Source organism: Nocardia sp. NPDC051929, from assembly GCF_044548645.1.
GTDB lineage: Bacteria > Actinomycetota > Actinomycetes > Mycobacteriales > Mycobacteriaceae > Nocardia > Nocardia sichangensis.
On record NZ_JBIUCG010000001.1, the window covers coordinates 456,979 to 471,305 of the forward strand.

15 protein-coding genes and 1 riboswitch are annotated in these 14,327 nt (G+C 68.6%); of the genes, 7 read left to right on the plus strand and 8 right to left on the minus strand.

The annotated features are described in order from the left end of the window. Window positions 1–178 precede the first annotated feature (178 nt). Window positions 179–670 carry an inorganic diphosphatase gene (locus ACIHAX_RS01940; protein WP_355079184.1) on the plus strand — a complete coding sequence of 164 codons (492 nt, stop codon included), beginning with the start codon at window positions 179–181 and terminating at the stop codon, window positions 668–670. Between the two features lie 125 nt (window positions 671–795). Here ACIHAX_RS01940 and ACIHAX_RS01945 read toward each other — a convergent pair whose 3' ends face one another. Next, a complete protein-coding gene (locus ACIHAX_RS01945) occupies window positions 796–1,038 on the minus strand; it encodes a hypothetical protein (RefSeq protein ID WP_067794586.1) in 243 nt (80 codons plus the stop codon). A gap of 187 nt (window positions 1,039–1,225) precedes the next feature. Continuing rightward, window positions 1,226–2,047, minus strand: coding sequence for a crotonase/enoyl-CoA hydratase family protein (locus ACIHAX_RS01950; RefSeq protein WP_355079185.1), 822 nt, complete (start codon window positions 2,045–2,047; stop codon window positions 1,226–1,228). 182 nt (window positions 2,048–2,229) lie between these two features. Here ACIHAX_RS01950 and ACIHAX_RS01955 point away from each other — a divergent pair, with 182 nt between their 5' ends. The 3 genes from ACIHAX_RS01955 to ACIHAX_RS01965 all read left to right on the plus strand — a co-directional run bounded on the left by ACIHAX_RS01955 (window position 2,230) and on the right by ACIHAX_RS01965 (window position 3,769). After that, complete coding sequence (locus tag ACIHAX_RS01955; protein WP_355079187.1) at window positions 2,230–2,550, plus strand: 2-oxo-4-hydroxy-4-carboxy-5-ureidoimidazoline decarboxylase; 321 nt, start codon at window positions 2,230–2,232, stop codon at window positions 2,548–2,550. A gap of 54 nt (window positions 2,551–2,604) precedes the next feature. Beyond that, complete coding sequence (locus ACIHAX_RS01960) at window positions 2,605–3,081, plus strand: YbaK/EbsC family protein (RefSeq protein ID WP_355079189.1); 477 nt, start codon at window positions 2,605–2,607, stop codon at window positions 3,079–3,081. Between the two features lie 136 nt (window positions 3,082–3,217). Beyond that, window positions 3,218–3,769 (plus strand): flavin reductase family protein, encoded by a 552-nt coding sequence (locus ACIHAX_RS01965; RefSeq protein WP_397275288.1) that lies wholly within the window; start codon window positions 3,218–3,220, stop codon window positions 3,767–3,769. 10 nt (window positions 3,770–3,779) lie between these two features. Here ACIHAX_RS01965 and ACIHAX_RS01970 read toward each other — a convergent pair whose 3' ends face one another. The 3 genes from ACIHAX_RS01970 to ACIHAX_RS01980 form a co-directional block, all read right to left on the minus strand. After that, window positions 3,780–4,151 (minus strand): helix-turn-helix transcriptional regulator, encoded by a 372-nt coding sequence (locus ACIHAX_RS01970; RefSeq protein ID WP_355079193.1) that lies wholly within the window; start codon window positions 4,149–4,151, stop codon window positions 3,780–3,782. Then, window positions 4,066–4,377 (minus strand): type II toxin-antitoxin system RelE/ParE family toxin, encoded by a 312-nt coding sequence (locus ACIHAX_RS01975; protein WP_364438361.1) that lies wholly within the window; start codon window positions 4,375–4,377, stop codon window positions 4,066–4,068. Before ACIHAX_RS01975 ends, ACIHAX_RS01970 begins: the two co-directional genes overlap by 86 nt. A 111-nt stretch (window positions 4,378–4,488) precedes the next feature. Beyond that, window positions 4,489–5,808 carry an aminotransferase class V-fold PLP-dependent enzyme gene (locus ACIHAX_RS01980; protein ID WP_356963534.1) on the minus strand — a complete coding sequence of 440 codons (1,320 nt, stop codon included), beginning with the start codon at window positions 5,806–5,808 and terminating at the stop codon, window positions 4,489–4,491. 47 nt (window positions 5,809–5,855) lie between these two features. Then, a riboswitch (SAM riboswitch) is annotated at window positions 5,856–5,969 on the minus strand. Between the two features lie 534 nt (window positions 5,970–6,503). Here ACIHAX_RS01980 and ACIHAX_RS01985 point away from each other — a divergent pair. Both ACIHAX_RS01985 and ACIHAX_RS01990 read left to right on the plus strand, forming a co-directional pair. Continuing rightward, window positions 6,504–10,415: a Pls/PosA family non-ribosomal peptide synthetase gene (locus tag ACIHAX_RS01985; RefSeq protein WP_397275343.1), complete on the plus strand. Its 3,912-nt coding sequence runs from the start codon at window positions 6,504–6,506 to the stop codon at window positions 10,413–10,415. Next, entirely contained in the window at window positions 10,415–11,758 is a 1,344-nt protein-coding gene (locus ACIHAX_RS01990) for a M1 family metallopeptidase (RefSeq protein ID WP_397275291.1), read from the plus strand. The genes ACIHAX_RS01985 and ACIHAX_RS01990 overlap by 1 nt, the downstream gene beginning before the upstream one ends. Here the strand turns inward: ACIHAX_RS01990 and ACIHAX_RS01995 are convergent, their stop codons facing one another. Genes ACIHAX_RS01995 through ACIHAX_RS02005 form a run of 3 tightly spaced genes read right to left on the minus strand, consistent with a single transcriptional unit; the run spans window position 11,759 to window position 12,852 of the window. Further along, window positions 11,759–11,944, minus strand: a complete 186-nt coding sequence (locus tag ACIHAX_RS01995; RefSeq protein WP_355079203.1) for a hypothetical protein — start codon at window positions 11,942–11,944, stop codon at window positions 11,759–11,761. A gap of 28 nt (window positions 11,945–11,972) precedes the next feature. Continuing rightward, entirely contained in the window at window positions 11,973–12,431 is a 459-nt protein-coding gene (locus tag ACIHAX_RS02000) for a DUF2752 domain-containing protein (RefSeq protein WP_397275293.1), read from the minus strand. A gap of 49 nt (window positions 12,432–12,480) precedes the next feature. Beyond that, window positions 12,481–12,852, minus strand: a complete 372-nt coding sequence (locus ACIHAX_RS02005; protein ID WP_355079207.1) for a glyoxalase superfamily protein — start codon at window positions 12,850–12,852, stop codon at window positions 12,481–12,483. 192 nt (window positions 12,853–13,044) lie between these two features. On the opposite strand from ACIHAX_RS02005, the gene ACIHAX_RS02010 reads away from it, so the two are divergent. Beyond that, window positions 13,045–14,097 (plus strand): alpha/beta hydrolase, encoded by a 1,053-nt coding sequence (locus ACIHAX_RS02010; RefSeq protein ID WP_355079209.1) that lies wholly within the window; start codon window positions 13,045–13,047, stop codon window positions 14,095–14,097. The last annotated feature ends 230 nt before the right edge of the window (window positions 14,098–14,327 follow it).

Here is a 14,327-nt window from a genome sequence, read left to right on the forward strand (position 1 = left end):
ACCGATTCCCGCAGCAGCCGCCTGCCGCACCCATGTCCCCGACGACCACACTATCCTCGTTGCGCAACCGTTCCCCTGAACAACCTGGCGAGTCGGCGCACTCCGCAGCGGCCGAGTCGGCAGTCGCCGAATAGCAGCCGAGTCGCAGAACTCGGCACCGATGCACGAAGGAGATGGCGTGGAGTTCGACGTCACGATCGAGATCCCCAAGGGTTCCCGGAACAAGTACGAGGTCGATCACGAGACCGGCCGGGTCCGGCTCGACCGGTTCCTGTACACGTCCATGGTCTATCCCGCCGACTACGGCTACATCGAGAACACCCTCGGCGAGGACGGCGACCCGCTGGACGCGCTGGTCCTGCTGCCCGATTCGGTGTTCCCCGGCGTGATCGTGGAGGCCAGGCCGGTCGCCATGTACAAGATGACCGACGAGGCGGGCGGCGACGACAAGATCCTGTGCGTGCCCGCGGGCGACCCGCGCTGGGACCACATCCAGGATCTGAAGGATGTCCCTGAGTTCGAGCTGGCCGCGATCAAGCACTTCTTCGAGCGCTACAAGGATCTCGAGCCCGGCAAGTTCGTCAAGGGCTCGGAGTGGGTCGGGCGGGCCGAGGCCGAGGCCGAGGTGCAGGCGTCCATCCAGCGGTTGAAGGACCAGGGCGGACACTGAAGCCCTTCGGGCACAACGAAAGCGGGGAGTCCGGCAGACACCGGACTCCCCGCTTCGCGGTCGGGGTCACGAAAGGCGAAAAGGGACACCCGGAATCCGGATGCCCCTTCTCTGTGACAGGTGGCTCAGTAGTAGATGTACAGGTCGTAGCCGTCCCAGGTCTCGATGCACTCCCAGTAGTAGCCGCCGGTGCTCGGCGACTCGCCGTCGGCCCGGCACGCGCTCAGCGTGGCGTAGGTGCCGACGTAGGTGCCGCCGTAGGCGACCTCCTGGTAAACCGGTGCGGCGGAGGCCGAAGCGGCCGTCGACACCCCGGCGACGGCAGCGGTGGCCAGCAGACCAGCGGCGAAGAAGGACTTGATACGCATCGCTCTTGCTCCTGAATGCGAGATGAAATTTTTGACACCTCAAACGATATGGGCGATCGGCATCTCGCACAGCCACCCCTAGGGTGAGGGCAACGCAACCCTGAGGCGAATCACCTTGCCCACCCTCGATACCCACCCTTGGGGTCGGTGACGGCGCACCCGCCCGGGTGCGAGCGCGCCGCCGGTGTCAGTGGCCGCGGAATTCGGGCGCGCGCTTCTCGAAGACGGCCTTGACCGCCTCGGCGAGATCCTCCGACGGCAGGAACGCGGCGTTCCACGCGGAGACGTAGCGCAGGCCCGCGGCGATCTCGTCCTTGCGCCGCTGCTCCAGCACGTCTTTGACGCCCTGCACCACCAGCGGCGGGTTCGCTGCGATCTCCCGCGCGGTGGCGTGCGCCGCGTCCAGCACCGCGTCTTGGTCGGGGAAGACGTCGTTGACCAGGCCGATCTTCTCCGCGCGCGCGGCGTCGATGTCCTTGGCGGTGTAGGCGAGTTCGCGCAGGTGTCCCTCACCGATGATGCCGGGCAGCCGTTGCAGCGAGCCGACGTCGGCGACGATCGCGACCTTCGCCTCGCGCAGACTGAACTTCGCCTCCGCGCTGGCGTAGCGGATGTCGGCCGCCGCGATGAGATCCAGCCCGCCTCCGATGCACCAGCCGGACACCGCCGCGATCACCGGCTTGCGGCAGTCCGCCACGGCCGTGATCGCGGCCTGCATCTTGCGCACGTCGACGAGGAAGTCGGTGCGAGGGGCGGCCAGCGCGCGATCGGCCAGCAACGGGCCGAACGTGCCGCTCATCGCGGGCAGGTCCAGACCGTAGGAGAAGTGTTTGCCGGAGCCGGTCAGCACGATCGCGCGCACCTCCGGATCGGCGTCCAGCGCCTGGAACACTTCCGGCAGCTCGCGCCAGAAGTCGGGACCCATCGCGTTGCCCTTGCCGGGGCCGATCAACGTCACCTGCGCGACGTGATCCTTCGTTTCGACGGTGAAAGCCTGCCAATCTGTCATTTGTACAGCGTATCGAGACAAATCGGAGCCCGTGTCCCGACCCGGTGATGCGCGACTCGGAAAGAAAACCTCGCCGCGTGTAAACCCTGCGCAAATTCGCAATGGTGTACTGGTCCGCGGTGGACAGAACAGCGGATCATGAGCAAGTCAGCAAACCTCATTCACCGGCTTCGGAGGACGTCATGCTGATGCATCGCGGGATCGGTCTCGACCGCTTCAACGAAATGCCACGCGGCCGCGCAGTGCACGCGCTGTACGAGTGCTGCTGCAACGTCACGTGGGCCGCGACACTGGCCGACGCTCGCCCCTATTCCGATCGGGACGCGCTGCTGAGCAAGGCCGATGTCGAACTGCTCGCGCTGTCCCAGCGGGACGTCGACCGCGCCTTCGAAGGGATTGCGCACGAACCGGTCTCGGCGCGAGACGTGACCGAACTCGCGCGGATAACCCGTGGGCGGATCGCCGGGATGCTCGGCCCGGCCGAGGGCTATCCGGAATACTGAGCCGACCGCGTGACTTCCCCGGCGTCCCGACCGCAATCGCTCTACCCTGGTGGGATGCGCAGGTCGTCATTGCCACCGGTCGCCTGCCGGGTCGCGGACACCCTCATCTCCCGGGGCCATCACGGTCTCATCGTGGCCCAGCCGGAGCCCACCCACACCGCCGACGACGCCGCGCGGGCGCTCGGCGTCGACGTGGGCGCGATCACGAAGTCACTGGTGTTCCTGCTCGACGACGACCCGGTGTTGCTGCTGGTCTCGGGGGCGCACCAGGTCGACCTGGCGAAGACCGGCGCGCGTCTGGAAGGGACGCTGACCCGCGCCCCCGCCGACATGGTGCGCCAGGTGACCGGTCAGCCCATCGGCGGCGTCGCGCCGGTCGGCCACCCGACCAACCTGCCCACTTGGGTCGACAACGCGCTGGCGCACCATCGGGAGGTATGGGCGGCGGGCGGGCATCCGAACACCATTTTCCGCACGTCGTTCCCGGAATTGCTGCGGATCACCGCGGGCTTGCCGATCGACGTCGACTAACTGGCGCCGGCGTCGCGAGATCGTGCCGGAGGCCGCGAAACTTCGATACTCGATGTCCGCCCGGTCCAGCGACAACCGGGGTCGCGTTCGACATGTGCCACCGCCGCGGGCCGTGAGACCCGCGTAGTTTCGTGTTGTGACCGACGCACCACGGCCCGAGACGGAACTACAGGTTCCGGACGATCTGAGCGGCATCACCGCGGAGCAATATCGCGCGTCGATGCGCCACTATCCGGCCGGCGTCACCGTCGTCACGCTGCGTTCTCCGCAGGGGCCGGTCGGCTTCACCGCGACTTCCTTCGCCTCGCTGTCGCTGGACCCGCCGCTGGTGTCGTTCAACATCGCGCACACCTCCTCCAGCCTGTCCGGCATGTTGGACGCCGAGTCCGTCGTCATCCATTTCCTCGGCGAGCACCAGCAGCACCTCGCCCACCGGTTCTCCCGCAGCGCGGAGGAGCGCTTCACCGACCGGTCTCTGTGGACCGCCCTCGACACCGGCGAACCGGTCCTGCACGGCACCCCGATCTGGCTGCGCGCCACCGTGCACCAACTGATCCCCATCGGCGACCACACCTTCGTCGTGGGGTTGGTCACCCGGGTACATGACAACACCGATGAGAAGCCCTCCGCCGCTCCGCTGCTGTACTACAACGGGCGCTACTACCGGCCGACCGCACTCGGCGACTGATCCGAGTTCGCTACGCCACCCTCGGCCGCACCTGCACCACCAACTCGGCGTCGAGCGCACGGGCCAGCCGCTCCAGCACAGGAAGGCTGGGCACCGTCCCACCCGCCTCGAACCTGGCGACCGCGGACTGGGTCATACCTGCGGCATCGGCCAGCCCGGTCTGACTCCAGCCCCGCTCCTCGCGCATCCGCCGAATTGTCCGCCCCAGTTCATAAGCCAACCGAGCCGCTTCGTAAGCCTCCGCAGCGCCGGGTTCCTTCATCCGGCGGTTCCTGATTTCCGCCCAATCACCACGCTCAGCCATTGATCTCATCCTCCTCGGCCGTATGCCGCTCCGCGATGCAGCGGTCGAGCGCTCGTCGCGCTCGCTCGACCTCGGCATGCTCCCGCATCCTCGTCTTGACGAATACGGTCAGCATCACGATCCGACGACCAGGTGCAATCCAGTAGGTGAGCCGGACCGCGAAACTGTCCAAATAGAACCGCAGTTCCCGCAGCTTACCGTCCAGCTGCCGGGTATACGGCTCGCCGAGCAGCGGTCCCTTGTCCCCGAGCAAATCGATGTAGAACGCCACCCGGGCGAATGCGACCGAGGGGAGCCTTTCCACCCAATCGCACCTCCGGTTCCAACTCCACAATACCCCAACCCATAGCATCAATGCTATATCGCCTGGGAGCCTTAGTACCCTTTTCGACGAGATCGAGGAACAAGCGTCGTTTCAGCCGACTAGGCAGGGAGCCGCGCCGGTGGGGGCGGTGGAGGTGAAGGGGCGCGTTTCGGGAGTCGGGTTCCATACGCCGTTCTCGGCGGCGTAGTTCCAGGTGGGGCCCGTCGCCACGAGGGTGGCGATCGCATCGATCAGGCGGTCGACGTCGGCGGAGGTGGTGCCGAGGCCGATGCTCGCGCGCAGGGCGCCGTCCAAGCCGAGGCGGGTGAGCAGCGGGTGGGCGCAGAAGCGTCCGTCGCGGACGCCGATACCGTGTTCGGCGGAAAGAAAGGCGGCGACCTGGCCGGGGGCGAAATCGTCCAGGGTGAACGCGACGATGCCGACGGAGTCGGGGCTGTCGGTCCAAATGCGCAACAGCCGAACGCCAGGAATCTCGGCCAAGCCGTCGCGGAGACGGTCGGCGAGTCGATGTTCGTGCGCGGCAAGGGTTTCGGCGTCGATGGCACAGAGCGCGTCACAGGCGGCGGCCAGCGCGGCGGCGCCGAGCACGTTCGGCGACCCGGCTTCGTGCCGCTGCGGAGCGGGCGCCCACTCGGCCGCGTCGGTACTCACCTCACGCACCGCGCCCCCGCCCGCGAGGTAGGGCCGCGCCGCGTCGAGCCAATCCCGTCTGCCCACCAGCACACCCGAGCCGAACGGCGCGTACAGCTTGTGGCCGGAGAACGCCAGATAGTCGATTCCGCTGGCGCGCAGGCTGATTCGACGATGCGGAGCCAGCTGGGCCGCGTCGACCAGGATTCGGGCGCCGCACTGGTGCGCGACGGTGGCCAGCCGCTCCAGCGGAAGCACCTCGCCGGTCACATTCGACGCACCGGTCACCGCGAGCAGTGCGGCGGGCCTGCTACACAGTTCGGCCACCAGCCTGCCGATGGTCTCCTCCACCGTGTCGGCGGCCTGCACGACCCGTCTGCCCTGCCTGGTCCAGGGCAGGAAGTTGGCGTGGTGCTCGATGTCGAGCACCACGGTGTCGCCGGGCACGCAGGACGCGAGCAGGTTCAGCGAGTCGGTGGTGTTGCGGGTGAACACCACCACTTGATCGTCGGCGGCGTCGAGGAACCGGGAGACCGATCCGCGGGCGGCCTCGTAGCACTCGGTGGAGATCCGGGAGGCGTAGCCCGCGCCGCGATGCACGCTCGCGTAGTACGGCAGCAACTGCTGCACCCGGTCGGTGACCTGCGTCAACGCCGGTGCGCTCGCCGCGTAGTCGAAGTTGGCGTAGGTGGCCGTTCCGCCTTGCACCAGCGGAACGAGCAATTCGTCGCCGGAGACCCGGGCGAGAGCGGCACAGGTGTTGTCGACAGTGGTAGTCATCACGTGAATCCCGTCGGCTCAGGGACCCGCAATCGCATGATTCGTCGAGTCCGCGCTTGCCGCGCCCGGTCGGGCGGCGGCCGGGTCGTCACCCGGAGCACCCCACCGCGGAGGAGGGTTGCCGGCCAGCAAGCCGGGGCTTCGCGCTGGCACTCATGACCTGACCCGAGGGTGGCAGAAGCGCCCCGGCGCTGTCAACCACGTTCGACCCCGAGTCCCCAGGAGCACCGCGTGGAGATAACCACCAGGCGTGAGCCTTTACAAGCATCCCGACGACAGCGCGCGAGCCGCTGCCTCGGGATCCCACGCGCCCCTCGGCAACTGACGCCTTCGACCGCGCTCCGAGGCGGCGGACCGGTCGCCGGCGCCACGAGCCTCGACGCCGCACGCGCCCATCCCGAGGTCCGCACCGCTTCGATGAGCGGAATCACACCCGCACACGAGCGATCTCCCGGCGAACCCGAGGGTCGACGGACCGACCAGCGATTGCCCTGTCGCGGCGGCGAATATCGATCCCACCTGCAACGACGCGCAGGGCGCCCGCCGATCCGGCGTCCACTCCGGTGAACAACGAACGACGACAACCCCGGGTACCGTGGACAACTGGCCATCGTGGCGTTTGCCCTTTGGTAACCCAGCTATGACACAACAACGGGAAAGTGTGAGGCGAGTCGATGGGAGGTGCGCAGAGCACCATGCTCGAGATAGACGTCGACGCGCCCGCGGGCCCGTTGTCGCGCGGTGACCGCGCGCCGGAGGCCAGGACACTGGTCGACATCCTGACCGCGACGGCGCTCGCCCACCCCGACGCCCCTGCCATCGATGACGGCCGAGTAGTGCTCTCCTACCTGGAGCTGGTCGTCGAGATCGAGAAGACCATGGCCCGTCTCGCCACCGCTGGTGTGCGACCGGGCGACCGGGTCGGCGTACGCATACCGTCGGGTACCCGTGAGCTCTACGTGACCATCCTCGCCGTCCTGTACTCCGGCGCGGCCTACGTGCCGGTCGACGCGGACGACCCGGACGAGCGCGCCCAACTGGTCTTCGGCGAGGCGCAGGTCACCGCGATCGTGACCGCGGCGGGCATCGAGACCACCGCCGCGGGCATCCGTGCGGCGGAAGAGCAGCGCGAGGAAAGCTGGTCGACGCTGCCGACTCCCCGCGATGACGCTTGGATCATCTTCACCTCGGGTTCCACCGGCACCCCGAAAGGCGTTGCCGTCACCCACCGCAACGCGGCCGCCTTCGTCGACGCGGAAGCCGACCTGTTCCTTCAGGACGCCCCGATCGGCCCGAGTGACCGTGTACTCGCCGGATTGTCGGTCGCCTTCGACGCGTCCTGCGAGGAGATGTGGCTGGCCTGGCGCAACGGCGCCTGCTTGGTGCCCGCTCCGCGTGAGCTGGTGCGCACCGGCGCCGATCTCGGTCCCTGGCTGGTGCGGCGGCGGATCACCGTGGTCTCGACCGTCCCGACCCTGGCGGCGACCTGGCCGGTCGAGGCGCTGGAGGCGGTGCGCCTGCTCATCTTCGGCGGCGAGGCCGTCCCGCCGGAACTCGCCGAGCGTCTCGCCGGAAACGGTGATGTGGCGCGCGAGATGTGGAACACCTACGGCCCCACCGAAGCCACGGTCGTCGCCTGCGCCGCGCGGTTGGACGGTCAGTGGCCGATCCGAATCGGATTGCCGCTCAACGGCTGGGATCTGGTCGTCGTCGATGCGGCGGGTAACCCGGTGGCCGAGGGGGAATCCGGCGAACTGGTGATCGGCGGCGTCGGGCTGGCCCGCTACCTCGACCCGGCCAAGGACGCCGAGAAGTACGCGCCGCTGGCCTCCGTCGGCTGGGAGCGCGCGTATCGCAGCGGCGACCTGGTGCGCAACGACAGCGCAGGTCTGGTCTTCCTCGGCCGCGCCGACGATCAGATCAAGCTGGGCGGGCGGCGCATCGAACTCGGCGAGATCGATAACACTCTGCAACGCCTGCCCGGAGTCACCGGCGCCGCGACGGCCATCCGCACCACAAAAGCGGGCAACAAGCTACTGGTCGGCTATCTGACCGGACCCGGACCCGATTTCGATGCCAAGGCCGCGCGCGCGGTCCTCGCCGGACAGTTGCCCGCGCCGCTGGTGCCCCGGCTCGCGGTGGTCGACGAACTGCCCACCCGCACCTCCGGCAAGGTCGACCGCGACGCGCTGCCCTGGCCGCTGCCCAACGCCGCCGAGGACGACGACGACAACGACCTGACCGGCACGGCCCTGTGGATCGCCGGACTCTGGGACGCCATCCTCGGCGCGGAGGTCGGCGATCTCGACGCGGACTTCTTCGACCTGGGCGGCGGTTCACTCGCGGCGGCCCAGCTGGTCACCGCCTTGCGCGAACGGTATCCGCAGATCGCCGTCGCGGACGTCTACGACCATCCCCGCCTGGGCGCGCTCGCCGAGCTGCTGGAGCAGACCACGCCCACCGTGGCCGTCGCCGACCGGACCGTGCGGCCGACGCCACCGCTCGCGCAAGCCGCGCAGGTACTCGCCACCATCCCGCTCACCACCCTCACCGGCCTGCAGTGGCTCACCTGGCTGGCGATCGTCGGCAACATCGCGGCCTGGTCCGGGTCGCTGCCATGGCTGCCACAGCTGTCCTGGTGGTGGACGCTGGTCGCGTTCCTGCTGTTCATCTCGCCGCTCGGCCGGATGACGATCTGCGTGGCGGGCGCGCGGCTGCTGCTGCGCGGCGTCCGGCCGGGGCGCTATCCGCGCGGGGGCTCGGTGCATCTGCGGTTGTGGGCGGCCGTGCGCCTGTCCGAGGCCAGCGGCGCGGAGAATCTGTCCGGCGCCCCCTGGATGGTGCCGTTCGCCCGCGCGCTCGGCGCGAAGATCGGCAAGGGGGTCGACCTGCACAGCCTCCCGCCGGTGACGGGGATGCTCGAACTGGGCGATGGTTGCAGCGTGGAGCCGGAGGTCGACCTGTCCGGCTACTGGATCGACGGCGACGTGGTGCATCTCGGCCCGATCACCGTCGGCCCCGGCGCGGTGGTCGGCTCGCGCTCGATCTTGTTGCCCGGCACGAAGATCGGCAGGAACGCCGAGGTGGCGCCCGGCTCCGCGGTGGCGGGCAAGGTGAAGGCGGAACAGGAGTGGGCCGGTTCGCCCGCGGTGAAGGTGGGCAAGGCCCAGCACCGCTGGCCCGCGCACACGCCGGCTCGAGCCCGCCGCTGGGTCGGCGTCTTCGGTGTCACATCGATGGCGCTGGCCGCCATGCCGATTCTCGGCATCGGCGCCGGTGGCGCGTTCCTCGCCTGGTTCGTTCGCGACACCCGCACGCTCGCGGGCGGCGTCGCGCGCGCATTCGCCGTGCTTCCCTTCGCGACCCTGCTCAGCCTGGGCGTCTACGCCGCGGCGACCATCGTCGCGGTCCGGCTGCTGAGCATCGGCCTGACCGAGGGCTATCACCCGGTGCGCAGCCGGGTCGGCTGGCAGGCATGGGCCACCGAGCGCCTGCTGGATTCCGCACGCACTTTCCTGTTCCCGCTGTATGCCAGCCTGCTCACCCCGCTGTGGCTGCGCTTGCTCGGCGCGAAGGTGGGCAAGAGCGTCGAGGCCTCCACGGTGCTGCTGCTGCCGAAGTTCACCACCGTCGCCGACGGGGCGTTCCTGGCCGACGACACCATGATCGCCGGTTACGAACTCGGCGGCGGCTGGCTGCACATCGGTGCGGCCAAGGTCGGCAAGCGCGCCTTCCTCGGCAACTCCGGCATGACCGCCCCCGGGCGACGGGTCCCGAAGAACGGGCTGGTCGCGGTGCTGTCGGCGGCGCCGTCCAAAGCGAAACCCGGCTCGTCCTGGCTGGGCAGCCCACCGGTCCGGCTGCGCCGCGCCACGGAGAACGCCGACACGGCGCGCACCTTCGATCCGCCCGCCCGCCTGCGCGTCGCCCGCGGCATCGTCGAGACGTGCCGCTTGATCCCGGTTCTGGTGACCTTCGCGATCGGTCTCGGCGTGCTGTGCACCCTCGCGTGGCTCGCGCAAACCTTCGGCCACCTGACCGCCGGGCTGCTCAGCGGACTGGTGCTGCTGGCGGCGGGCGGCGTCGCGGGGGCGACCTCGGTGGCCGCCAAGTGGTTGCTGGTGGGGCGGATCCGCGCCGAGGAGCATCCGCTGTGGAGTTCGTTCGTCTGGCGCAACGAGGTTTCCGACACGTTCGTGGAAACGGTTGCCGCACCATGGTTCGCGCGCGCGGCGACCGGGACGCCCGTCCTGAACCTCTGGCTTCGCGGTCTCGGCGCAGGCATCGGGCGCGGGGTATGGTGCGAGTCCTACTGGCTACCGGAGGCGGACCTGGTGACTCTCGGCGACGGCGCGACCGTGGAACGCGGATGTGTGGTGCAGACCCACCTGTTCCACGACCGGATCATGGCCATGGACACCGTCACCCTCGGCGCGGGCGCCACCCTCGGTCCGCACTGCGTGGCACTGCCCGCCTCGACGCTCGGCGACGGCGCGACCATCGGCCCGGCTTCCCTGGTCATGCGCGGCGACGCGGTGCCCGCCTCGACGCGCTGGTGGGGCAACCCGATCGCGCCCTGGTTCACGGGCGATCCCGGGGCACGCTGATGGCGGGCAAGTTCTACGAAGCCCCCATCGACGAGTACCTCCCGCAGAACGGCAACCGGGGGTATCGCGTTTCCCGGTACGAGCTGGAACTGGCCTATCGGGTATCCGCCAACCGGCTCACCGGGCGCGCCGAGATCACCGCCGTGACCACCGAGGCGCGCACCCGGTTCGCACTCGATCTCGGCCAAGCGCTGAGCGTGTCGAAGGTGTCGGTCAACGGGATCAAGGCCGCGAAATTCGCCCATCAGCACGGCAAGTTGGTCGTGACGCCGCAACAGCGGATTCCGGCGGGCGGCGTGCTCGCGCTGGTGGTGCAGTACGGCGGCACCCCGAAACCGGTGCGCGGGCCGTGGGGCGAGGTCGGGTGGGAAGAACTCACCGAAGGCGCGATCGTGGCCAGTCAGCCCAATGGCGCGGCGTCCTGGTTCCCGTGTGACGACCACCCGAGTTCCAAGGCCAGCTACCGGATCTCGATCACCACCGATTCGCCCTATTACGCGGTGGCCAACGGCACCCTGCTGCGCAAGCAGACCAAGTCCAGTCAGACCACATGGGTGTACGAGCAGGCCGAGCCGATGTCGAGCTACCTGGCCACCATCCAGATCGGTCACTACCGCAAGCACCGCATCGGTTCTTCGCAGGCGGTGCCGATGCAGGCGATCCTGCCCGCGCGGCTGCGCGCCAACTTCGACCACGACTTCGCTCGTCAGCCGAGGATGCTCGAGGTCTTCAGCGAGAAATTCGGCCCCTACCCTTTCGCGGACTACACCGTCGTCGTCACCGACGACGAACTGGAGATCCCGATCGAGGCGCAGGGCATCTCCATCTTCGGCGCCAACCACTGCGACGGCCGCCGCGGCGCGGAACGACTGGTCGCGCACGAGCTGGCCCACCAGTGGTTCGGCAACAGCCTGACCATCCGGCAGTGGCGGGACATCTGGCTACACGAAGGCTTCGCCTGCTACGCGGAATGGATCTGGTCGGAGGCCGCGGGCGGGCCGACCGCCGATCAGCTGGCCCGCGCCGCACGGCACAACCTGGCCCGCGAGCCCCAGGACATCGTCATCGGCGATCCGGGACCGCAGCGGATGTTCGATGACCGCGTCTACAAGCGGGGTGCGCTCACCCTGCACGCTTTGCGCCTGGAACTCGGCGACTCGACCTTCTTCGACCTGCTCCGGGAATGGACCATTCGCTACCGCCACTCGTCGGTGACCACCGAGGAATTCACCGACCTGGCCGGGCACTACAGCCTGGTGTCGCTACGCCCACTGTGGGACAGCTGGCTGCTCGCCGAGCGACTACCGCAGCTGCCCCCCTACGGCGGCGCATCGACGGCCTGATCAGAACACCAGATAACGCGCGGCGAGTTCCTCGACCAGCGGATCGTCCTCCGGCACGTTGGCCAGCGCGTCCAGATCGGTCTCCACGGCGATCTGCCGGGGGTCGTCGTGCTCGGTGTCCCGGGGGTCCTCGATGAGCTGGCGCAGCAGTTTCTGCTGCACCCTGGTCTTCAGCGAATCTCTCATACCTTGGGGCTGCCCGTACATTCGCGTGTTACACCGGTGTGAACAGGGTTCCCCACGGCGTATTGCGTACCACCGTGTAGATCGCCAGCAATACGAAGAACGTCCACATGGTCGTCCGGCTGATCGACGGCAACCGCATCTTCCGGCCGCGCCACCCCTGAACCGTCCAGTCCAGCACCCACACCGCGAACGCGAGAACCAGCGGAAGCGCGAGCAAGTTGCTGTGCAGAGCATCGATGACATGCCCGTCGGTGAGGTTGTGCACGGCGCGCATCCCGCCGCAGCCGGGGCAGTAAAAGCCGGTCAGCGCGTACACCGGACAGGTGCCGTAGGAACCCTCGACGTGCGGATCGCGCAGGTGCAGCAATACGCCGACGCCCACACCGACACCCGCCACCAGCAGCGGAAGCGCCGCCCCGCGCCACCCGGTCTTCGGCTCGGTTCCCGGGTCCGTCACGGGCCCGGAGGCAGGGTGCGCGATGTCCACGAGTCAACCGTAACCGGGCGATGAGGCGCGCCGCCACGGCAGCGCCCCGCTACTTCGGCTGCGCGAACCGCAGCACATTGCCGGACGGGTCGGCAAGGTCGAATCCCGGACCGCCCGGACCGTCTTCCGGACGACCAGGGTCGGCGTAGCGATAACTCTTCGCGGCGAGCTCGGCATGCCAGGCGAAGACATCGCCGACCGCGATCCACACGACGCTGCCCGGGGTGCCGTCCCCGTGGTGTTCGCTCAGGTGAAGGGTCGCCTCGGCCCGGGAGAACTGCGCGTAGAGCGGGAAGTCAGCACCGAATCGATGCTCCCAGTCCACTGCGAAGCCCAGGTAGTCCCGGTAGAACTCGTAGGTCCGCACGACGTCGAACATGCGCAGCACGGGAATCGGCGCGGCGAACTCGATAGCGGTCATGCCGCGATCTTGGCATCGCGGTCCGACAGCCCAAACGAAGCGCGTCTGACTTTTTCTTTCGAAATGATCTTTTGCCGTACCGAATCCGGGGGTACTCCCCGATATAGACCAGGAATACCGTCGTACGGCGCTAACACTAGCAAGCACCGCTGCTTGCACTGTACGGTGACGGTGGACACAAAGGAGTGCCTGATGCTGGTGAAGTCGATGAGGACGCTGGCGGACGCGCATAACGGTGCGCTCACCGCCGATTACCGTGCCGGACTGCGGTCCCGCACCTTCCGTACCGCGTCGTTGAACGCGCCGACCGCTCGCCACGCGGTCATTCCGGTCACCACCCGAGACGGCGCTCGCTTGCGAGTACACGCGTACGGTCCGGCCAAGGGCGATGTCATCGTCCTGATCCACGGCTGGAGTTGCAGCATCGAGTACTGGAACCCGCAGATCAACGCGTTCGCCGACCGGTACCGCGTGGTCTGCTACGACCAGCGCGGGCACGGCGCGAGCGAACTCGGCAAGTCCGTCCCCAGCAAGGAGTCGCTGGCCGACGATTTGTCGGCCGTGCTGAACGCCACGCTGCGCCCAGGACAGCGGGCCGTGCTCGTCGGCCACAGCATGGGCGGTATCACCGTGCAGGCGTGGGCCGCTCGCTATCCGGAGCAGGTCCGCAAGCAGGCCGCGGCCGCCGTCCTGTTGAACAGTACGTCGGGCAACATCCGCTACGACACCGATCTGCTTCCGCTGCTGAACAAGCCGTTGACCTTGGCGGACCGCCCGATCACGGTGTTCGGCGCCACGGTACGGATGCCCATGATCGTGGCCGAGACGCTGCTCACCGCCCCCGTCCCGCTGCCGGGCGGCTGGCCGACGAGCGCGCTGCTCAAGGCGCGCGTGATGAACCCGCACGCAACCGCGGACCAGGTCGAGTTCGCGCTCGGCATCGTGCGCTCGTGCCGACCGCTCACCCGAGGCAGGCACGCCGCCGCACTCGCCGACATGGATCTCGCCGAAGCGGCCGCCTCCCTCACCGTGCCCACCACGGTGATCGCGGGCGCCCACGACCGTTTGCTGCCCGAGCGCATGTCGCGCCGCATCGCCGACGCGCTCGCGGAAGCCGGTCATTTGGCCGCCTACCACGTCTGGCCCACCGGGCATCTGGGCAATATCGAAGCCGCCGACCGCTTCAACGCGGAATTGGCCGCCATCGCCGAGCGCGCCCACCTGCGCTCCGCAGCCGCCGGCTGACCCCGGAGAACGTTCTCCTGGACCGGTCAACGGCGCCCGGTCCAGGAGCGGCGTTTCCCGAAGTGCGGTCGGCGATCCTGTCCACTCCGCGGCGACGCCTCCATTCAGTTTGCTAATGCGTTACCAAATCGATCGCGCCCGCGAAAAACGCTGTCGCTCATCGTGAATTTCCGGCGCGCCGACGCCGAATCGCCGCCGCCCACCGCACCCTTCGTACGCTCCCGTTAACA